Origin of the sequence: Flavobacterium sp. 5, from assembly GCF_002813295.1 — a bacterium.
Taxonomy (GTDB): Bacteria; Bacteroidota; Bacteroidia; order Flavobacteriales; family Flavobacteriaceae; genus Flavobacterium.
In genome coordinates this window covers 2960177-2982638 of sequence record NZ_PHUE01000001.1, presented here as the reverse complement: position 1 = coordinate 2982638, position 22462 = coordinate 2960177, and the positions used below count along the sequence as shown (strand labels likewise).

Here is a 22462-nt window from a genome sequence, read left to right as displayed (position 1 = left end):
ACATAAGGCATTTTCAGGAAATATGGGTTCCTGCTGTCCGCTATATTCCCGCAGAAAAAGCGGGGATGCCGCTTCCATCAGGGCTAGTTAGTAAGAATTTTGCATTTTTGGAAGGATTACTAATCTATATAATTACCAAAATCATACAAATGGTATAGCACAATTATATTAAAAGTATAATTCATTTATATAGAAGGTATAATTAAATTATACGAAAAGTATAATTCATTTATATAAAAAGTATAATTTAATTATACTAATTGGATAATTAAATTATACAAAAGGTATAATTCATTTATATTAAACGTATAATTTATTTATATAAAAAGTATAATTAAACTATACTAATTGTATAGTCTATTTATATAAAAGCAATAAAAAAGAGGTTATTTCACAAGTTGTGAAATAACCTCTTTTTTATTCTTTAGTTGAATCAAAGTTTCAACTTACGGGGGAATAATTATTCGACTTCTATGTATTCAGATTTCCCTTTTTCGCTTCCGTCTGTCAGCCATTCCCAATTTAAACTCAATTTTATTTTCCCGCTGTCTGTCAAAGAGATTTTTGCAATAGCTTTGCCAGCTTTCAATAAATTGTCTGTTGTCAAACATTGATACAACATATTCAATTCATCGCCTTTCAAGTCAGCTATAATTTTACCATATTTTATAGTTCCGCCAAAATAGTCGGCAGTTACAAGATTACCATCTTGACTATATTCAAAAACAGTTTCCGAGTTTACTTCTCCACTTTCAGTATTTTGAATTAGTGCAAATTTTTTGTTGTTAAAGTTATAGTTATTCATTTTGGTTGTTGGTATTATTCATGTTCTATGATATGTTAACTCAAACTTTTCCGCTGCTGGCAAGAGTTTCTAACGGAGATTCCTCCTTCGTCGGAATGACAATATTGACGAGCTACTTGTGTTTTCTTTACGCAATAGTCTGTTGAAAAAAGTTTGTATAAAATCCATCACGACTTTTTCTACTCAAAGATTAACCACAATATTGTCATTCCGACGAAGGAGGAATCTCCGTTAGTAGCTCCGTAATCTTAATAAAATAATTACTTTTGTAAAACTTATTTTAGGACAAGAGATGATTATTGATAAGAGCTAGAAGCTCACACTAGCTGGTCAATTTCTATCTATAACGTCTGTATATTGAAAAATTTTAAATGTCAAATTTGTTTTTCCAAGCAAATCTTTTCTCATGGCTAAAACAATATTTCCAATCGCTTTTTGGACTTCGAAGTGAAAAAACATGAAATATAACCTCCAATTAAAGCTAAAAATAAAGCTAAAATAAACGTTGCTAAAGTTGCTATGCCTATATTCATTTTGGTTCTGATTTTAACTATTCCGGTTTGGTATTCTCGTTAACTATTATATACTCACTACTGAGTAACATTTACTGCTATCCTGCTAATATATAAAATTATGTAAAGTTCTACTACAATAGTACCTAGTCGAACAAAAAAAGGTGCTCTATCACTAGAACACCTTTTGTATATAAAACTTAGATTGTTATTCATTAAGCATTTTCCAAAGCTTGTCTTTCAATTCAGTCAATCCTTGTTGGGCAACGGATGAAATAAACATATAAGGAGTCTCTTTGAAATCTTCGTCTAATTGCGTTTTTAATTCTGCTTTCAATTCATCATCCAGCATATCCATTTTCGAAATCACTAACAAACGCTCTTTATCTAGCATTTCGGGATTGTACTTCGTCAATTCATTTACCAAAATATCATACTCTTCTTTAATATTTGGAGTATCAACAGGAACTAAAAACAACAACGTTGAGTTACGCTCAATATGACGTAAGAAATAATGACCCAATCCTTTTCCTTCGGCAGCACCTTCAATAATTCCAGGAATATCTGCAATTACAAACGATTGAAAATCTCTGTAAGCAACGATTCCAAGGTTTGGTTTTAAAGTTGTAAAAGGATAATCAGCAATTTTTGGTTTTGCAGATGTCAACACTGATAATAAAGTTGATTTTCCAGCATTAGGAAAACCTACCAAACCAACATCGGCAAGAACTTTAAGTTCCAGAATCACATCCATTTCTACACCAGGTAAACCCGGTTGAGAATATCTTGGCGTTTGATTTGTTGAACTTCTAAAGTGCCAGTTTCCTAAACCACCTTTTCCACCACGACACAGCACTTGTTTCTCTCCGTCATCTGTGATTTCGAATAAAGTTTCACCTGTTTCTTTATCTTTTACAACAGTCCCTAACGGAACTTCGATGTATTTATCTTCACCATCTGCTCCTGTACTTCTATCACCACTTCCATCACCACCGTAACCCGCTTTGATATGACGAGCAAATTTTAAGTGAAACAAAGTCCAAAGTGCCTTGTTTCCTACCAAATAAACGTGTCCACCACGACCACCATCTCCACCATCAGGACCACCATATTGAATAAATTTTTCTCTATGCAAATGCGTAGACCCCTTTCCTCCTTTACCGGATGAAACATAAATTTTTACGTAATCTACAAAATTCCCTTCTGTCATTTTCTTTAATTTTCAGCAATCAGCAATCCGTTTTTAGTTGTCAGTTTAATAACTGAATCCCAAAAACTAAATACTGATAACTATTGTTTTAAGGCTTTCACCATTACTTTATCAATCTTCACGCCATCCATGTCGATGACCTCCAACACAAATTTTTGCCAAATCAACTTTTCTCCTTCTTTCGGGATATGAGCCAATTCGGTCATTATTAATCCACTTACCGTGGTCACTTCATAATCATTTATCAAATCATCCAATTCAAAATAAGTAAGGAAATCGTGTAGCGAATAATGTCCATCTACCATCCAGGTTCCATCCTCTCTTTCGATTAATTTAAAATCATCTTTATAAAAATCAGATGCATTTCCAACCAAGGCTTCCAAAATATCATTCAACGTAATGATTCCTTGAAAAACACCATATTCATCGGAAACCAATGCATAATGAATTCCTGATTTTTTAAATTGTTCCAACGCTTTATAAGCAGTCGTTTGCTCCATCATAAACGGAGCTTCAGTCATAATTTCGGCTAAATTAAAATTGTCATTATCAACATTAGCAAAGATATTTTTCAAATTGACTACTCCAACAATATCATCATGGTTTTCGTTATAAACTGGATAAATAGAGTGCAGTTCTTGAATCATAAATTCTCTTACCTTGCTTTTATCGGCATGCAAAGGCAGCATCATAACTGATTTTCTATGGGTCATCAACGAATTGATTTTTCTATCACCAATATGAAAAACACGTTCTACGATATCTTGTTCTATTTCCTGAACTTCTCCTCCTTCGGTTCCTTCTTTGATGATGGCTTTTATCTCTTCCTCGGTTACTTTTCCATCTGCGGTAGGTTTTATTCGCAAAACATCCAACAGAAAATCGGTCGAAGTCGTTAACAGCCATATAAAAGGTGCGGTAACTATCGAAATTATTTTCATCGGCATAGCAACAGCTTTTGCAATTCCTTCGGGGTAGTTTAAACCAATTCTTTTTGGAAACAATTCTCCTAATACCAAAGAAAAGAATGTCAATGTTACCACAACAATCCCTACAGCTATTGAATGCGCATAAGGAATCAATACATGAAATCCTTTTACGAATGTTTCTACATCGGAAGTAATTTTGTCTCCACTAAAAATACCTGTCAGGATTCCAATAAGAGTAATTCCTATTTGTACTGTTGACAAAAATTTATTAGGCGAATTAGCTAAATCTAAAGCGATTTGGGCATTTTTGTTGCCTTTTTTGGCAGCGGTTTCCAATCTGTTTTTTCGTGCCGAAATCAATGCGATTTCAGACATAGAGAAAACCCCGTTTAAGAGTATTAGAAAAAATATTATTACTATTTCCAATGTTTTGGTTGTTCGTTTATATTTTGGATTCTTTCAAATCCTGTTGTTATTTTTTAGCCCAGATGGTAGTGGAAAGCTCATGGCTATAAAAAACTAATTTTTCTTGTCATAAAAGAGCGACCAGCGGAAGCTCCTTTTATGACATAGAAAAATAGTTATTTTATGGCTGTGACTTGTAACGTACAGCTGGAGATTGCTCCTATAAATTATCGATAACTGCTGTAAGTCTTTCTGTAATTTCTTGAATAGTTCCTATTCCGTTTACAGCATGAAACTTATTTTGCTCTTTGTAATATCCAATTAGCGGAGCCGTTTTTTCATTATATTCCTGATAACGATTTCTGATTTTTTCTTCGTCTTGATCGTCAATTCTTCCACTAGTTTTTCCTCTTTCCAATAATCTAGCTACTAATATATTATCATCGGCTTCTAGCGCTACTGTTGCTGCAACTTTTGAACCAATAGTTGGCAAAAACGCATCCAATGCTTCGGCTTGACCAATAGTTCTTGGATATCCGTCGAATAAAATTCCGTTTGAATCCAAGTGCTTGTTTACTTCGTCAATAAGCATTTTTGTGGTTAATTCGTCTGGAACTAAATCTCCAGCATCCATAAAGACTCTAGCTTCTTTACCTAATGGAGTGTCATTTTTTAAATTATAACGAAAAACATCTCCTGTTGAAATGTGTTGTAAATTGTATTTTTCTTTTAAAAATTCTGCCTGAGTTCCTTTTCCTGCTCCTGGCTTTCCAAATAAAACAATATTGATCATTCCTTTTTTATATATGGTTTTTACTATTTTTAGTTACTCTTTTAATTGATACACTTCAGGTAAATTTCTACCTAAACCATCGTAATCCAATCCAAAACCAACAATAAATTTGTTAGGAATTCGTATTCCAACATAGTCGATTTTTATATCTTTTTTGAAAGCTTCTGGTTTGAAAAAAAGTGTAGCAATTTTAAAATGCTTAACATTTTGACTTTTGAACAAGTGTTTTAATTCCTCTAAAGTGTTTCCAGTATCGATAATATCCTCTAAAACAATTACGGTTCTACCCGTTAAATCCTGATTTAAACCGATTAATTGCTTAACCGAATCGGTAGAAGATGTTCCTTCGTAAGAAGCTAATTTGATAAAAGAAACTTCACATGGTTTCTTGTATAATTTTAAAAAATCGGAAACTACCATAAAAGAACCGTTTAAGACTCCAATAAAAATTGGTGTTTCGTCAAAAAAATCGTCTTCTATTTGTGCTACCATTTTTTCTAAAGCGAAGTTTATCTCTTTGGCCGAAATAAACGGAACAAATTGTTTATCGTGTAGTTGTATCACAGTTTAGTGTTTTAAAAATATTTGGCAAAGATAGGGATTTCACTTTTGACAATTGTAAATTGATTTGTACTTTTCAATCAAATTTACAGATGATGCTTACTGAATTTCAAAAAAAATTAGAATATGTGACTGGGCATAGAGCCAACAGACAAAAATATGCTGATGAAGTACTCGAAAATTCAGAACTTTTTACTGAATTAATTCGACTTTCTTTTCAGGTTTTGGATAAAAATTCTTCAAAAGCCTGTTGGATTCTAGAATTTGTATGCTACCAAAAATTAGAATGGCTTGAAGATTATTTGGATTTTTTTTGTTCCAATATCAAAAACCTAAAAGACGAAAGTTCAATACGGCCAATATCAAAAATTTGTCAGCTTTTAGTATTATCTCATTATAAAAAGAAGGAAATACCGCTTACCGAAAAACATTTGGAAGCAATCATCGAAAGCTCTTTTGATTGGCTGATTAATGATGTCAAAGTAGCAACCAAAGCTTATTCGATTCGCACTTTATATCTTTTGGGTCAGTATTATGATTGGATACATCCTGAACTAAAAATTATAATTACCAAAGATTTCCCAAATCATAGTGCCGCTTATAAGGCTGTAGCCAAAGAAGTTTTGAAGAAAATAAAATAGCATTTTCTTAATCAATTAGGAAAAAGTATCTTTGCAAATGCTAGGCAATGTGCTGAGCAGACAAAGTAAATACAATCGCAATGAATTATTTTTCTTCTGATTTTAAATTAGGAATCTTAGGTGGCGGACAATTAGGCAAAATGCTATTGTTTGACACCCGAAAATTTGACATACAAACTTACGTTTTAGATCCAAGCAATGAGGCTCCCAGCAAAATCGCATGTAACTATTTTGTTCAAGGCGATTTGATGGATTTTGACACCGTTTATAATTTTGGGAAGCAAGTTGACGTTTTAACTTTCGAGATTGAGTTGGTAAATCTTGATGCATTAGAAAAATTAGAAAACGAAGGCAAAAAAATATATCCTTCTCCAAAAACTTTGAAACTTATTCAAAACAAAGGCGTTCAGAAGGATTTTTATATACAAAATAACATTCCAACAGCTCCTTTTAAAAGATATGCGACTTTAAAAGACTTGGTAGTTGATTTAGTCGAATCTAATATTCAGCTTCCTTTTGTATGGAAATGTACCGAATTTGGATATGATGGCAATGGTGTAAAAATCATAAGACAAACATCTGATTTGGAAAATTTACCCAATGTAGAATGTATTGCAGAAACAATGGTGCCTTTCAAAAATGAATTGGCTGTAATTGTATGCCGCAATCCAAAAGGAGAAATTAAAACCTATCCAGTTGTAGAAATGGAATTCCATCCAGAAGCCAATCAGGTAGAATATGTAATTTGTCCTGCTCGAATAGACGAAAAAGTAGCCGAAAAAGCCAGAGCAATTGCCTTGAATGTTTCACAACAATTTAATCATGTTGGTCTTTTGGCAGTAGAAATGTTCCAAACCGAAAACGACGAAATCCTAGTAAACGAGGTAGCTCCTCGCCCACACAACTCTGGTCATTATAGTATTGAAGCCAGTTATACTTCCCAATTTGAAAATCATTTGCGGGCAATTATGGATTTACCTTTAGGGAATACTGAAAGTAAAGTTGCTGGAATCATGGTAAATTTAGTTGGTGCCGAAGGTTTTTTTGGAGATGTAATTTACAAAAATATCGAAACTATTTTAGGCTGGAATGGTGTTACACCTCACATTTACGGAAAAAAACAAACGCGTCCTTTTAGAAAAATGGGACATGTAACCATAGTAAATGAAAACATGGCCGAAGCAAGAAGAATTGCTGAGGATGTAAAGAATACAATAAAAGTAATCAGTAATAAATAAAGACAAATTACCACAGATTTGATTTTATTTAAGTCTGTGTAATCTGTGTTAAAAAACAAAACAATGAGCAAAGTAGCCATAATCATGGGAAGTATCTCAGACATGCCAGTCATGCAGGATGCTATAGACATATTAAAAGAATTTGGAATAGAAACCGAAGTTGATATTGTTTCGGCACACAGAACACCAGAAAAATTATTTGATTTCAGTAAAAATGCTCACACTCTTGGTATTTCTGTAATTATTGCTGGAGCTGGTGGAGCGGCACATTTACCTGGAATGGTAGCCTCTATGTCTCCGCTTCCTGTAATTGGTGTTCCTGTAAAATCAAGCAACTCCATTGATGGTTGGGATAGTGTTTTGTCAATTTTGCAAATGCCTGGAGGTGTTCCTGTTGCAACCGTAGCATTAAACGGTGCTAAAAACGCTGGAATCCTTGCTGCTCAAATCATAGGAAGTGCAGACAAAACTATTTTAGACAAAATCATTTCTTACAAAGAAGGTCTTAAAGAAGCTGTTTACAAATCTTCTGAAAATTTGAATAAATAAAAAAAGCTCCTGAAAAAAGGAGCTTTTTTGATATTGTAGAATCCTAAACTCGGGGAAATTTAGTATTATCAATATAATTTTCTTTTGATTTGGGGACAAAAAGAGTTTTGTATTTTCGACTTAATTAATTAATTTATGCATCAATTAATTATTCGGCAAAAGTACATAAATAATCGACAAAATACACACTACTCAAAAAATAAATAAATTTTTCTTGTTTTTTTTTCAAACATAAAAACATGGCAACCAATTATTTGTAACAAAACAGACTCTGGAACTATGAATATTTTACTTCAAAAATTTGACACAAAGCTTGACACAGCGCCATTTTCTAACATAAAAAACGAAAATTATTTTCCTGCCTTCCAAGAAGCAATTGATTTAGCAAAAGCCGAAATTGATGCCATTGTTAACAATGCAGAGAATCCTACTTTTGAAAATACAATTGAAACTTTATCTTTTAGCGGAGACACTTTAGACCGAATTTCTAATATCTTTTTTAATTTAAACTCGGCAGAAACAAGCGATGAAATGCAAAAAATTGCTCAAGAAGTTTCTCCTTTGTTATCTGAATTTGGAAATGACGTTACACTAAACGCAGATTTATTCGCAAGAGTTAAAACCGTTTATGATCAAAAAGATTCTTTGATTTTAAATCCTGAACAAACGACACTCCTAGACAAACAATACAAAAGTTTTTCTAGAAACGGAGCAAATTTAGCTGAGGATAAAAAAAACCAGTTGCGAGAGATAGACAAAGAATTATCGAAATTGAGTTTACAATTTGGCGAAAATGTTTTGGCAGAAACCAATGCTTTCGAATTACACTTAACTGATGAAAAGGATTTAGCAGGATTACCAGAAGGTACAATCGAAGCGGCTCGCTCATTAGCGAAAGAGCAAAAAAAAGAAGGTTGGATTTTTACCTTAGATCATCCGAGTTACATTCCGTTTGTAACTTATGCTGACAATAGAGAATTACGCAAAAAAATGGCTATTGCTTTTGGTGCCAGATGTTTTCAGAACAATGAATTAGACAACCAAGAAATAGTTTTAAAAATAGCCAAATTACGTTTTGACAGAGCCAATCTTTTGGGATATAAAACTCATGCTCATTTTGTCCTTGAAGAACGTATGGCCGAAAGTCCTGAGAAAGTTTTATCTTTTTCGAATGATTTATTAGCTAAAGCAAAACCAGCTGCACAAAAAGAATTTGATCAATTATCGGCTTTCGCCAAAAAATTAGATGGAATCGAACAACTTGAGAAATGGGATGGCGCTTATTATTCTGAAAAATTGAAACAACAATTATTCAATTTAGACGATGAAAAACTTAAACCTTACTTTCAATTAGAAAAGGTTCTGAACGGAGCTTTTACTATTGCAGGCAAATTATACGGATTAACTTTTACAGAAGTTTTTGACATTGACAAATACCACGAAGAAGTGACTACTTATGAAGTAACCGATCAAAATAACGAATTGGTTGCTGTTTTCTATGCTGATTTCTTTCCAAGAAAAGGTAAAAGAAATGGTGCTTGGATGACTTCATTCAAATCTCAATACATCAAAGACGGTACAAACGAAAGACCACACATTTCGAATGTTTGCAACTTTACAAAACCTACTGAAACCAAACCATCACTTTTGACTTTTAATGAAGTGACAACCTTATTCCACGAATTTGGACACGGTTTACACGGAATGTTAGCCAATACAACTTATCCGAATTTATCAGGAACATCAGTTTATTGGGATTTTGTAGAATTACCAAGTCAGATTATGGAAAATTGGTGTTACGAACCAGAAGCTTTGGCGTTATTCGCCCATCATTATGAAACTGGCGAAGTGATTCCACAAGAATATGTAGAAAAAATCAAAGAAAGTGCTAGTTTTCAAGAAGGATTGGCAACTATGCGCCAATTGAGTTTTGGATTGTTGGATATGGCTTGGCATGGACAAGATCCGACTAATATTACTGATTTAAAAGCTTTTGAAACTGAACAATTTAAATCTACTCAATTGTATCCTGATGTAAAAGAAAATGCAATGAGTACTGCTTTTTCACATATATTTCAAGGAGGTTATTCTTCTGGATATTACAGCTATAAATGGGCTGAAGTTTTGGATGCCGATGCATTTGCTTATTTCCAAGAAAAAGGAATTTTCAATAAGGAAGTAGCAGATAAATTTAAAGATAATTTACTTTCAAAAGGAGGAACAGAACATCCAATGATTTTATACAAGCGTTTTAGAGGACAAGAGCCAAAACCAGATGCATTGTTAAAGAGAGCTGGGCTTTTATAATTTTTTTGTTAATCGAAATTTCATTTTAACATTGAAATTGATTTTCTGCTTCATTAAAAAAGTTACAACTAATATACATAAACTAAAAAGCTGTCGTAAAAGACAGCTTTTTTTATTAATACCACCCGTTGGGTGCAATTAAATTATTTGATTTTTAATATTATTTATTGGTCTGTCAAATATAAATTTATTGACATATTGTATTAATGTTAATGATGCTATTTTTGCCAATATTCTAGTTTTAAATCCTTCAAAAGTTTTTGCATAATTTCTTCTGATTAAAAATTGGTCGCATAATTGAGAAAATAATGTTTCGATTCTTTTTCTTGATTTTCTAAAAATATACGGTTGTGGTTTATAATTTTTTTGATTAATTCGTTTTGGTGTTTCCAATTTGATATTTACTGTTTGAAATAAATCCAATTGAATCGTTTCTGACAGATATCCTCTATCCCCAAGAATCACACAATCAGACATTTGTTGTTTTATGTTTTTTAAAAAATTTACATCATGAACTTCTGCTTTTGTAATATCTAATGAATGAAAAACTCCAGTAATTGAACAAACTCCATGAAGTTTATAACCATAAAACCAGCTGTTTTGAGAAGCACAAAATCCTTTTGTAGGTGCAGTTTCAAATTCATTTTTACAGATTTTGATTCGGTTATGACGAGAAAATTTACAGATTTCTAATGGCATGCTATCCACAATAAAATAATCTTCAAAATCAAGAAAATAAGATGCTAGTTTAATTCTAATTTCTTCAGAAAATAAAAACAATTTCCTCCTTCTTTTATTGAATTGACTTCGTTCTATTAGATTTGGAATTTCATTAGAATTTAGCTGTTTGAAAAGTGAATTTTCGCTGTCAATTGACATAAATTCAGCGGTTAAACTCAATGCAACAACTTCTAAATCAGACATTTTATCTTTTCTTCCGATACCTGATTTGAATTCTAATTCACAATTCAACGAACTTATAACTTCTAAAACTCTTAGATAATTTTTTACTATATTTGACATAGATATTGTATTGTTTAGCGACATCAAGATACTGAATTTCAGTATCTTGAACAATATCTAATCCCTATTTTTTACTTCAAATAATTACACCCAACGGGTTAATACCTATTTTTACTTCCAATTAATTTCGACAAAAACTGGAAAATGGTCTGAAGGATATCTCAATTCTTTGGCATCTGAGAGAACAGCATATTTATTAACTGTAATTGTATTTCCTTTGGATAAAAAGATATAATCAATTAAAAGTTTTGTTGCTTCATTGTATTTAAAATCATTAAAAGTTCCATAGGGTCCAAAAGGCTTTTCCTTCGAAATTGTTCTGGCATCATTCATCTTATTTTTTAACGCAATAATCCGATCTGCTTCGGGTTCTGAATTAAAATCTCCCATCAAAATAACAGGATATTTATTTTTATTTAATTTTTCGATTCGTGTAAGTATAAGTTCTAATCCTTTTGTTCTTGCTTGCTCTCCAACGTGATCCAAATGCGTGTTAAAAATCCAAATCAACTTATTGTTCTGTTTATTTTTTAAAAGCGCATAGGTACAAACCCTGTTGTAGGCTGCATCCCAGCCTTTAGAAATTTCATCTGGTGTTTCGGATAGCCAAAAGGTATTAGACTCAATCAATTTGAATTTTTCTTTATTATAAAAAACATTAGAAGCTTCTCCTTTTCCTATTCCTTCTCTTCCCATTCCCACATAACTATATTGCGGAAGTGCAGCTGAAATATCTAGAACCTGGTTTGGTTTTGCTTCCTGAATCCCAAAAACATCCGGAGCATAAAATTGGATTTGTGAATTAAAAAAATCTTTTCGATGTGCCCAGTCATTTTCTCCATCCGAAGCTATATCAAGTCGGATATTACAGGTCATTATTTTTAAAGTTTGAGCATTTAAAAAAAGACTCATTACACTAAGACAAGCGGCTAAAAGAACTTTTTGTTTAAACATTATTTTTAAATATTTAAGGTTTATAAATCACATCAATATTAATCAACCGTAACCAATTTACATTATAAATATATAAAATTAAACAGCATCAACATACAACTTTGTTGAAACCGAAGACAAATTAACTCTAATGTTAACTTTAGCATATTTCTACTTTTAAATAAAAATTCAGTTATAAATATTTTAATTCTAAAATAAACTTTCATTTATTTTTGAAAGTTTAAAAACTTTTATTTATCTTTGACTTATCAAAAGAAAACAATTCTAAAATGGAATTCAAAGAAGCAAAAAATAAATTCGTTCAAACATGGGGAGCTTTAGGTTCTCAATGGGGAATTAATAAAACCATGGCTCAGATTCATGCTTTATTAATGGTTTCCAACGAAGCAGTTTCTATGGAAGACATTATGGACGAATTACAGATTTCTCGTGGAAATGCTAGTATGAATTTGAGAGCTTTGATGGATTGGGGAATTGTTTACAAAGAATATAAAGCAGGAGAAAGAAGAGAGTTTTTTACTGCCGAAAAAGATTTAGACGAATTAGCTTCAAAAATTTCTAGAGAAAGAAGTAAGAGAGAAATCAAACCTGCTCTTAAAATATTAAAAGAAGTCTCTTCGATTGAAGCAAAAGATTCAGCAGAAGAAAAACACTTTGTAGATCAGACTACCAAACTGTATGATTTTGTTTTAAAAGCTGATAATATGCTCGATAAAATAACCGAATTTAATGAAAACTGGCTAGGGCGTTTGGTTCTAAAAATTATGAAGTAAAAAAATTTAATCAAAACTTTCATTTTTTTCTGAAAGTTTAAAACAATCAATAACTATGAGTTTCTTAAACGCAATATGGAAAAATTTAACACTAATTAATTATGAAATTGATGCTCAAATATTAGAAAATTATCTTCCTACTGGAACAGAATTAGATATCTGGAATGACAAATGTTATGTCAGTTTAGTAGGTTTTATGTTTAAAGAAACAAAAATATTAGGTCTTAAAATTCCATTTCATATTGATTTTGAAGAAGTAAATCTTCGGTTTTATGTAAAACGCTTTGAAAATGGAGAATGGAAACGCGGTGTTGTTTTTATAAAAGAAATTGTCCCTAAAAGAGCCATCACTTTTATCGCGAACAGCTTGTATCGTGAACATTATGAAACTCGAAAAATGAGACATAAAATCATTGAAAATGAAGACACAAAAACATTTATTTATCAATGGAAAGTGGATAGAAAATGGAATACAATTAAATTAGAAACTCAAAAAGAATTTAAAGAAATCATGGTAGATTCTGAAGCTGAGTTTATAACAGAACATTATTTTGGTTATACAAAATATAACAATAATACCACTTTTGAATATGAAGTTAAACATCCAAGATGGGAACAATTAGAAGTCGAAAACTTCATGCTAAAAGTTGATTTTCAAAAAAATTACGGAGATGATTTTGCTGTTTTACAAAACGCAAAACCGATATCTGTTTTCTTAGCTAATGGTTCTAAAATAAAAGTCGAAAATAAAAAAACGATACATCATGAACATCAATCTTAACATCATCGGATATTTCATTTACCTCACCATAACGATTTTAATCATTATAAAAGTTGGAAAAATATGCTATAAAAACGGAAATGTTTATGTCGCCGAACTGATTCCGAATCATGAAGCAGTTTGTCAAAAAATCAATCAGGTTTTATTAATGGCTTATTATCTTTTAAACATTGGCTATTGCGCAATGACATTGATTTCATGGGAAAAAATTCTTTCAGTAAATCATCTCATAGAAGTTATTGCTATAAAGACAGCCATTATTATTTTCATTATTTCAACATTGCATTACACAAACATTATAATACTAACCAAATACATTCACAAATTAATTAAATAACATTTTAATACTTATAATTATGGAAACTACAAAAACTTTAATCGGTTATGCAATTTATTTACCAATAGCTTTATTCTTGACTTACTATGTTTCAAGAACACTTTTCAAAAACAGTAAAGTCTATATGCTCGATATTTTTAAAGGCCGTGAAGAAATTGCAGATGCTACTAACAAACTTTTCGAAACTGGATTTTATCTACTTAATCTGGGATTTGCTTTAATGATTTTAGAGCTAAATATGTACGAGGACAGTTATCAACTTTTGATAGAACAATTAAGCTATAAAATTGGAGGCTTTACTATTTATTTAGGTATAATGTTATTTCTAAATTTATACTTTTTCTTTAGAGGAAAAAGAAAAGCTAAAGAAACACTGTCTGTAGTTGAAGCTTAATTACCTAACGAAACCTAACAGGTTTTAAAATCTGTTAGGTTTAACACTTAACAAAATGAACAAACTTATTATCGCCGCAGGAACAGGTTTTTTAGGTCAAAGCTTACTAAATCATTTTAAAGATAAATTCGACGAAATTGTAATTCTTACCAGAGGAAATAACAAATCCTGTGGTACTATAAAGTGCGTCAATTGGGACGCGAAAACTTTGTCAGGCTGGGAAAACGAATTAGAAAATGCTTCTGTTTTAATAAACCTCACTGGAAAATCAGTTGATTGCCGCTACACAAAGAAAAACAAAAAGGAAATTTTACTATCTCGAATAGAAAGCACGAAGGTTTTAAATCAAGCCGTATTAAATTGCGTAAATCCTCCAAAACATTGGCTGAATTCGTCAACTTCAACTATTTATCGTTTTTCTTTAGACAAAGAAATGGATGAAATTGATGGCGAAATTGGAAATGATTTTTCTATGAATGTTGCTCAGTCCTGGGAAAAATCATTTTTTAAAATAGAAACTCCAAATACCTTAAAAACGGCTTTACGAACTTCTATTGTTTTAGGTAAAAATGGAGGAGCACTTATTCCACTAAAAAATTTAGCAAAATTTGGATTCGGTGGAAAACAAGGAAAAGGGAATCAATTTGTAAGTTGGATTCATGAAGTTGATTTTGCACGAGCTATTGATTTTATAATCGAAAAACAAATGACAGGAGTTGTGAATCTTGTTTCTCCAAAACCAATTGCTAATAAGAATTTCATGGCATTATTACGAAAAGCTGTTGGTGTTCCATTTGGAATTCCTTTAAGTGAACCTTTATTAAAATTGGGCTCTATATTTATTAGAACTCAGGCAGAATTAGTTTTAAAAAGCAGAAATGTAATTCCGAAACGATTACAGAAAAATGGATTTCAATTTGAATTCGATACTTTAGAAAAGGCATTGAAAAATCTAATTTAATATGACAACAATAAACCAGTCACAAAATAAAAGCCTCAAAACAAATCGTTTTTGACACCGCAAGAGATATTGATTTTCATCAAAAATCCGCGAGTAAAACGAAAGAAAAAGCAATTGCAGGAGTAACTTCAGGTTTAATCAATTATAACGAAACTGTAACTTGGAGAGGCAAACATTTCGGCTTTTATTTAACTCACAAAAGTCGAATGACCGCAATGGATTTGTATGACTATTTTGTAGATGAAATGGAAGAAGGGAAATTTAAAACCTTCAAACATGAACATTTTTTTGGCGAAGAAAACGGATTTACAATTATGACAGATGAATTGCAATATGAAACTCCATTTGATGTTTTTGGAAAGTTATTTGATGTTTTATTTTTGAAAAAGCACTTAACACAATTTCTTTTGCTTAGAAACAAAATTCTAAAAGAAACTGCTGAAAACAGTTAGAAATTACTCTGAAAAACGATCATCAGCCACCAAAAAATAGGCACAGATTCTACCCAAACATAAGTATAATATTTCGATCGGCTTGTATTAGCAAATATGATGAACAAACATAATATTATTACCATTATAATATTAATGAAAAGGTCACTATAATTAAATGTTGAAATCAAAAACTCTAATAAACAAAATGGAATCAATAGTAACAAACCTAAAATTTTCGTTCGCTTCACTCCTATCTTTTGTGGTACTGTTTGTAAGTACGGGTCGTCTTTTGCTAGATCAATAATTTCGAAAACAAGAATCATTACAAAAAACAAAATAAATCGTTGGATACATTTTATAAAAAAATCTGAAGAAAACGGAATCTCTGCATTAATTAATGGCAAAACCAAGGTTGCTCCTACCCAACAAATAGCTACTATATAAATCTTAACTCCTGCCCAGTTTCTGGCATTTCTCCTATTTGGAAAAAAAGGAAGTGTGTACAATGCCGTTAAAGCCAAAATTCCAAACGAAACAATTTGAGTAATTCGTTTTAGTTGAAAAAAATAATAACCAACCAGAATAAATGAAACCAAACTCAAAAGAGCGATGAATTTTAATGGACTTCCTACAGGATATTTTTTCACCCGAACCAATGCATCATATTTAACAAAATTATACCCTACAATTGTTCCAAAAAAAGCGAACAAAGCCATTGATTCATCATACTGAATATGAAACACATGAAATGTAATTTGTACCATTGCATAACATAACAAAGCTGTATGAATACTACAGTTCAAGTAAAAATCTAATAGCTGCTTCAATACTTTCATCCCTTAAATCTAATCAATTATTAACAAATCAACTCTTTAGTTATAAATTTCACAAAAATTGACGTTAAAAATACCCAATAAATTATTAATAATACTTAATTTTGCGCCACAAAAAAACAACACATTTACTATAAAATGTAACAAACCCTGTATAATCTTGATTTCAATGAAGATATACTTTGCAAATTACATTTCTTTTTTAAAAAATAGATAGCTACAAATGAGAACAGATGCTTTTGCTTTAAGACACATTGGTCCAAGAGAAACAGATCTTCAACACATGTTACAAACCATTGGAGTTGAATCGATCGAACAACTTGTTTACGAAACCCTTCCAGACGACATTCGTTTAAAAGCACCTTTGAATTTAGATCCTGCAATGACGGAATACGAATTTGCAAATCATATTCAGGAATTAGGAAAGAAAAATAAAGTATTCAAATCCTATATTGGTTTGGGTTATCATCCAACTATCGTTCCGGCTCCAATTCAAAGAAATATCTTCGAAAATCCAGGATGGTATACGGCTTATACACCTTACCAAGCTGAAATTGCACAAGGTCGTCTTGAAGCTATTTTAAATTTCCAAACTACTGTTATCGAATTATCAGGAATGGAAATCGCTAATGCTTCTTTATTAGATGAAGGAACTGCGGCAGCTGAAGCTATGGCTTTATTATTTGATGTTCGTACACGTGATCAAAAGAAAAACAACATAAATAAATTCTTCGTTTCTGAAGAAATTTTACCACAAACTTTATCAATATTACAAACACGTTCAACTCCTATTGGAATTGAATTAGTGGTTGGTAACCATGAAACTTTTGATTTTTCAAATGAGTTCTTTGGTGCTATTTTACAATATCCAGGAAAGTATGGTCAGGTACACGATTATAGCGCTTTTGTTGCTAAAGCAAAAGAAAATGAAATAAAAGTAGCTTTTGCTGCTGATATTTTATCATTAGCGACATTAACTTCTCCAGGAGAAATGGGAGCAGCTGTAGTGGTTGGAACTTCACAACGTTTTGGTGTACCAATGGGTTATGGTGGTCCTCACGCTGCATTTTTTGCAACTAAAGACGAATACAAACGATCTATGCCAGGTCGTATTATTGGAGTTTCGATTGATGTAAATGGAAACCGTGCTTTACGTATGGCTTTAGGAACTCGTGAGCAACACATTAAACGTGAAAAAGCAACTTCAAATATTTGTACTGCTCAGGTTTTACTAGCGGTTATGGCTGGAATGTACGCGGTTTACCACGGACCAAAAGGATTACAATATATTGCAAATAAAGTTCACGCATCTGCAGTTACTACTGCTGAAGCTTTAAACAAATTAGGGGTTTACCAAACAAATACTGCTTACTTTGATACTATCTTAGTAAAAGCTGATGCTCAAAAAGTAAAAGTTATCGCAGAGAAAAACGAAGTAAACTTCTTCTATCCTGATGCTGATTCAATTTCGATTTCATTAAACGAAACAACTTCAATTAATGACATCAACCAAATTATTGTCATTTTTGCTGAAGCTTTAGGAAAAGAAACTTTTACTGTTTCTGAATTAAGTACTGCAAGCCAATTACCTGCTTCATTAGAAAGAACTTCATCTTTCTTAACGCATGATGTATTCAACAATCATCATTCAGAAAGTCAGATAATGCGTTACATCAAAAAATTAGAGCGTAAAGATTTATCATTGAATCATTCGATGATTTCATTAGGTTCTTGTACTATGAAATTAAACGCTGCTTCAGAAATGCTTCCTTTATCAATGCCAAATTGGAATAGCATTCACCCTTTTGCACCAGTAGAGCAAGCTGAAGGTTATATCACGATGCTTAAAAAATTAGAAGAGCAATTAAATGTAATTACTGGATTTACAGGAACAACATTACAGCCTAACTCTGGCGCTCAAGGAGAGTATGCAGGTTTAATGGCTATTCGTGCTTATCACTTGTCAAGAGGTGATAGCCACCGTAATGTATGTTTAATTCCTTCATCAGCTCACGGAACCAATCCTGCTTCTGCAGCTATGGCCGGAATGAAAATCATCGTTACTAAAACTACTCCAGAAGGAAATATTGATGTAGAAGATTTAAGAGAAAAAGCAATTGAACATAAAGATGATTTATCTTGTTTAATGGTAACGTATCCTTCTACTCACGGAGTTTTTGAATCTTCAATTATTGAAATCACAAAATTGATCCACGATAATGGCGGATTAGTATATATGGATGGTGCCAATATGAACGCTCAAGTTGGTTTAACAAATCCAGCTACAATTGGTGCTGACGTTTGTCACTTAAACTTACACAAAACATTCGCTATTCCTCATGGTGGTGGTGGACCTGGAGTTGGACCAATCTGTGTGAACGAAAAATTAGTTCCTTTTTTACCAACAAACCCAATCTTAAAAGTAGGTGGAGAACAAGCTATTACAGCTATTTCATCTGCGCCTTATGGATCTGCTTTAGTTTGTTTAATTTCTTACGGTTACATCACAATGATGGGCGCTGAAGGATTAAAAAGTGCTACTGAACATGCAATTTTGAATGCGAACTACATGAAAGCTCGTTTTGAAGGACACTACCCAATTCTTTATACTGGAGAATGCGGAAGAGCAGCTCACGAAATGATTTTAGATTGTCGTTCGTTTAAAGAAAATGGAATTGAAGTTGGTGATATCGCTAAGCGTTTGATGGATTACGGTTTCCACGCTCCTACTGTTTCTTTCCCTGTAGCGGGAACTTTAATGATTGAGCCAACTGAATCTGAAGATTTAGCAGAGTTAGATCGTTTTTGTGACGCTCTTATTTCAATTAGAAAAGAGATTGAAGCTTCAACAACCGATGATAAAAACAATGTATTAAAAAATGCACCTCATACATTGGCAATGTTAACTACTGATAATTGGGTTTTCCCTTACTCTAGAGAAAAAGCAGCTTATCCATTAGAATACATAGCTGAAAATAAATTTTGGCCATCAGTTCGTCGTGTAGATGATGCATATGGTGACAGAAATTTAGTTTGTAGTTGTGCTCCTATTGAGGCTTACATGGAAAGCTAAAATATAAAAACTCAACATTAAAAAATGCCTCGGAACTATTTCGAGGCATTTTTTATTCAATCAAATAAAATTAATAGATATTTTAATAATCAAAAACATATATTTGAAATAGAATATAAACAGATTAAATACAAATCATCCTAAATTATTTTACACTTAAAAATATGGAAATTAAATTAAATTGTTCTGACTATACAGCTAAACTTAATATAAAAGAAGCAATTAAAAATATTTTTGATTTCAATTTTGGGACTTCATTAACTGAACTTATTCAGATTGATAATTCAAAAGAAATGAAAGCTTTTTTACTTTTATTCAACACTTTTAAAGCAACCAATCTTGAACTTAAAAAAAAATTAGGACAAGAAATTCTTGATAAAACTGAAAATTTATCTATTATAACGAACCAATTTGAAATCAATATTAAAAACTATTTTGAACAAGAAATTACTATTACAAAAGATTTCTTTGAAGACATAATAAAACATAATCCTGAATATTTAAAACAATCTTTTAAATTATTTAAACAGAATTTAAATCTATTACAAATTTATTTACCTGAAAATTTTGAATATGAATATTATACTGCTTACAGAAATAATCTTCAAAATGAATTTCAAGAAAATAAAGATTCTTATATGGAATTAGTTGAGTTTTTTGAAAATCCAATTCATGATCAAAATATAAACTTTGATAAAATCTTAAATTACTATAAAAAAATTAAAGATTTCTATACAAACCCATTACAACCTGATATTGAAGAATCAAATGAATCATTAAAAGATTTATATATTGACCCCTATTTTAAAATTTACAAGAACAACACTGATATCAGAGTAGAAGATAATTTTGATGATTTTGAAAGTCCAAAAACAGAAATCTCAATACATGATTTTTTAAGCGACTACTTTTTAAAAGGAATTCAACATCCTGATTTAAAAACAAATTATAATATGTTGTTTTTGTTAGGTCAACCTGGACAAGGTAAAACATCATTCTGTTACAAACTTATTTATGAATATTTAGAAAGTTGCCAAGGATTACCTAATATACCTATTTATTTTGTAAAAATCAGAGACTTAATATCTAAAGACTTCATAGACAGCACTTTTAATACTGTAAACAAGTATTTAACACAAAATATAAATTTTGAAGAAGATAACTGTATTCTACTTTTAGATGGTTTGGATGAGGCGTATATGGCAGGTGGTTTAAACGATATGGACTTGAAAAATCTTTATGATCGTTTAAATAAAACCACACAGCAAAACACTAACTTAAAAATAATACTCACATCAAGACTAAATTATTTAAAGATAAATGAACCTTGTTTAGACAAATCATTAGTCTGTCAGTTGGATGTTTTAAACGATAATCAGATTTCCACATACGCGCAAAAATTTAAAAAATTCTACCCGAACAATAAATTTTTAAATAAAATCAGTAATATTTTAACTGAAAAAAAATATGTACATATTAAAGAACTTTTACAACAAGCAGTCTTAATATACTTCATTGCCATAGCAGACATTGACATTGAAGAAAAAGACTCTCGAGCAAATATTTATGACAAAATTTTTGATTCACTTGCAAAAAGAAGTTGGGATAAACAAAGAGGACAACTAGATTACATTAAACCAAAAGTAAAAGAAGATTACAAACTTTATACAAAATATTTAAAAGCTTATATTAGAAACATTGCGTTTGAAATTTACCAATCTCCTAACCTATATATTACTTTAGATAAATTATCAGACTTACAATCAACTAAACAATTTATTAAAAGATGCTTTAATGAAGACTTGTCTAAATCTAAAGAAGACATCAAGGAAATTAACAAATATCTATTAATTAGTTTTTACTTTCAAGAAGCTAAAAATAATAAAACAACAGAAACTGCTATTGAGTTTTTCCATAATTCTCTTTGGGAATATCTGACAGCTGAATATATTTGGGAAGAGAATAAAAATTTACTATTAAAAAAAGAATTAGATGATGAAGACGAATATGAAAATGTATCTAAAGAAGTTTACTTTGATTTATTAGATCGATTAGTTGGACAAAAGGAATTCAGTTACTCAATAAGAAACAATTTAGTAAACATCCTTGAAAATGAAAATGATGAAATTAAGAAAGCTATTTTTAATCAGTCCATAAAAATATTCTATAAATTATCTGAAGATGATTTCTTATTAGAATATTCAAATAAAGATAATAGCCTAACTTCATTGGAAAAATCAGTTTCGATATTCAACCTATTTTGGATTATTATAAGTTCATCAAAAAAGAACTTTAAATATCAAATAAAAACGAATACAAATATAAATCGATTCTTATTTTCCTTATCAGAAATAAATATATTTAATCATAATCTTAGTTATATTGATTTTGAAGAAGACTTACATTTTCTACATGAATTAATACATGAACAGATTGATAATGTAAATTTCAATGAGGTTGAAGAGTTAAAATATCTAATTGAAAATGATTTTATAAATACAAATTTTAATTGTTGTGGAATTTCATATTGTATTATAAGAAATAACAAATTCGTTAATGTCAATTTTACTGAATGCTCTTTTTATAAAATTAATTTTTTCGAAAATAATACATTCATAAATGTAAAATTTAATGATGTCCAAGTTTTTACAGAAGATTGGTTAGAAGATTTAAATCAAGAAAATGAAGTTGATGATTTTACTAAAAATAATCATATTATAGAAGTCGTTTATGAAAAATCTTTTAAAGACGTTGTGGAAACTAAATACTTTGTAAGATATACTGGCGAATAACTTTTTTTCTGTTAGTAGAGCTGATGATGCTTTTGGAGATAGAAACTTAGTTTGCAGCTGTGCTCCTATTGAAGCTTACATGGAAAGCTAGAAAAATTTAATAAAATAAAGTAAAAAGCCTCGATATTTCGGGGCTTTTTTATTACACTTGTATTAT

At 31.0% G+C, this 22462-nt stretch carries 20 protein-coding genes; 12 read left to right on the top strand and 8 right to left on the bottom strand.

What is annotated here, in order from left to right; genetic code table 11:
* Nucleotides 1–460: 460 nt before the first annotated feature.
* The 5 genes from CLU82_RS12220 to hpt form a co-directional block, all read right to left on the bottom strand.
* Nucleotides 461–805, bottom strand: coding sequence for a hypothetical protein (locus CLU82_RS12220; RefSeq protein ID WP_100843362.1), 345 nt, complete (start codon nt 803–805; stop codon nt 461–463).
* Between the two features lie 720 nt (nt 806–1525).
* Nucleotides 1526–2527 carry a GTPase ObgE gene (obgE, locus tag CLU82_RS12215; protein WP_100843361.1) on the bottom strand — a complete coding sequence of 334 codons (1002 nt, stop codon included), beginning with the start codon at nt 2525–2527 and terminating at the stop codon, nt 1526–1528.
* Nucleotides 2528–2607: 80 nt separating this feature from the next.
* Nucleotides 2608–3831, bottom strand: a complete 1224-nt coding sequence (locus CLU82_RS12210; RefSeq protein WP_232735243.1) for a hemolysin family protein — start codon at nt 3829–3831, stop codon at nt 2608–2610.
* A 250-nt stretch (nt 3832–4081) separates the two neighbouring features.
* A complete protein-coding gene (locus CLU82_RS12205) occupies nt 4082–4654 on the bottom strand; it encodes an adenylate kinase (protein ID WP_100843359.1) in 573 nt (190 codons plus the stop codon).
* A gap of 33 nt (nt 4655–4687) precedes the next feature.
* The gene (gene hpt, locus CLU82_RS12200; protein WP_100843358.1) at nt 4688–5218 is read right to left on the bottom strand and encodes a hypoxanthine phosphoribosyltransferase; all 531 of its coding nucleotides are present in this window, start codon (nt 5216–5218) and stop codon (nt 4688–4690) included.
* Between the two features lie 89 nt (nt 5219–5307).
* Here hpt and CLU82_RS12195 point away from each other — a divergent pair, with 89 nt between their 5' ends.
* The 4 genes from CLU82_RS12195 (at nt 5308) to CLU82_RS12180 (ending at nt 9950) form a co-directional block, all read left to right on the top strand.
* Nucleotides 5308–5856 carry a hypothetical protein gene (locus tag CLU82_RS12195; protein WP_369829023.1) on the top strand — a complete coding sequence of 183 codons (549 nt, stop codon included), beginning with the start codon at nt 5308–5310 and terminating at the stop codon, nt 5854–5856.
* A gap of 80 nt (nt 5857–5936) precedes the next feature.
* Nucleotides 5937–7094 carry a 5-(carboxyamino)imidazole ribonucleotide synthase gene (locus CLU82_RS12190; RefSeq protein ID WP_100843357.1) on the top strand — a complete coding sequence of 386 codons (1158 nt, stop codon included), beginning with the start codon at nt 5937–5939 and terminating at the stop codon, nt 7092–7094.
* 63 nt (nt 7095–7157) lie between these two features.
* Nucleotides 7158–7643: a 5-(carboxyamino)imidazole ribonucleotide mutase gene (purE, locus tag CLU82_RS12185; protein WP_100845020.1), complete on the top strand. Its 486-nt coding sequence runs from the start codon at nt 7158–7160 to the stop codon at nt 7641–7643.
* A 279-nt stretch (nt 7644–7922) separates the two neighbouring features.
* Nucleotides 7923–9950, top strand: coding sequence for a M3 family metallopeptidase (locus CLU82_RS12180; RefSeq protein ID WP_100843356.1), 2028 nt, complete (start codon nt 7923–7925; stop codon nt 9948–9950).
* Nucleotides 9951–10088: 138 nt separating this feature from the next.
* Here the strand turns inward: CLU82_RS12180 and CLU82_RS12175 are convergent, their stop codons facing one another.
* Both CLU82_RS12175 and CLU82_RS12170 read right to left on the bottom strand, forming a co-directional pair.
* Nucleotides 10089–10922 carry an IS982 family transposase gene (locus CLU82_RS12175; RefSeq protein ID WP_198520270.1) on the bottom strand — a complete coding sequence of 278 codons (834 nt, stop codon included), beginning with the start codon at nt 10920–10922 and terminating at the stop codon, nt 10089–10091.
* A gap of 162 nt (nt 10923–11084) precedes the next feature.
* The gene (locus CLU82_RS12170; RefSeq protein ID WP_100843354.1) at nt 11085–11927 is read right to left on the bottom strand and encodes an endonuclease/exonuclease/phosphatase family protein; all 843 of its coding nucleotides are present in this window, start codon (nt 11925–11927) and stop codon (nt 11085–11087) included.
* A 269-nt stretch (nt 11928–12196) separates the two neighbouring features.
* Between CLU82_RS12170 and CLU82_RS12165 the strand changes: the two genes are divergently transcribed.
* The 6 genes from CLU82_RS12165 (at nt 12197) to CLU82_RS21155 (ending at nt 15625) form a co-directional block, all read left to right on the top strand.
* The gene (locus CLU82_RS12165) at nt 12197–12700 is read left to right on the top strand and encodes a GbsR/MarR family transcriptional regulator (RefSeq protein ID WP_100843353.1); all 504 of its coding nucleotides are present in this window, start codon (nt 12197–12199) and stop codon (nt 12698–12700) included.
* 55 nt (nt 12701–12755) lie between these two features.
* Nucleotides 12756–13481, top strand: a complete 726-nt coding sequence (locus CLU82_RS12160) for a YqjF family protein (RefSeq protein WP_100843352.1) — start codon at nt 12756–12758, stop codon at nt 13479–13481.
* Nucleotides 13465–13818, top strand: coding sequence for a hypothetical protein (locus tag CLU82_RS12155; protein ID WP_369829022.1), 354 nt, complete (start codon nt 13465–13467; stop codon nt 13816–13818). The genes CLU82_RS12160 and CLU82_RS12155 overlap by 17 nt, the downstream gene beginning before the upstream one ends.
* Before the next feature lie 19 nt (nt 13819–13837).
* A complete protein-coding gene (locus CLU82_RS12150) occupies nt 13838–14212 on the top strand; it encodes a hypothetical protein (RefSeq protein ID WP_100843351.1) in 375 nt (124 codons plus the stop codon).
* 55 nt (nt 14213–14267) lie between these two features.
* Nucleotides 14268–15173 carry a TIGR01777 family oxidoreductase gene (locus CLU82_RS12145; protein ID WP_100843350.1) on the top strand — a complete coding sequence of 302 codons (906 nt, stop codon included), beginning with the start codon at nt 14268–14270 and terminating at the stop codon, nt 15171–15173.
* 206 nt (nt 15174–15379) lie between these two features.
* Nucleotides 15380–15625, top strand: coding sequence for a hypothetical protein (locus CLU82_RS21155; RefSeq protein WP_369829021.1), 246 nt, complete (start codon nt 15380–15382; stop codon nt 15623–15625).
* On the opposite strand, the gene CLU82_RS12135 is transcribed toward CLU82_RS21155, so the two are convergent.
* Complete coding sequence (locus CLU82_RS12135; RefSeq protein WP_100843348.1) at nt 15622–16443, bottom strand: hypothetical protein; 822 nt, start codon at nt 16441–16443, stop codon at nt 15622–15624. The genes CLU82_RS21155 and CLU82_RS12135 overlap by 4 nt on opposite strands.
* 220 nt (nt 16444–16663) lie before the next feature.
* Between CLU82_RS12135 and gcvP the strand changes: the two genes are divergently transcribed.
* Complete coding sequence (gene gcvP / locus CLU82_RS12130) at nt 16664–19513, top strand: aminomethyl-transferring glycine dehydrogenase (protein ID WP_100843347.1); 2850 nt, start codon at nt 16664–16666, stop codon at nt 19511–19513.
* Nucleotides 19514–19677: 164 nt separating this feature from the next.
* Nucleotides 19678–22305 (top strand): AAA family ATPase, encoded by a 2628-nt coding sequence (locus CLU82_RS12125; protein WP_100843346.1) that lies wholly within the window; start codon nt 19678–19680, stop codon nt 22303–22305.
* The last annotated feature ends 157 nt before the right edge of the window (nt 22306–22462 follow it).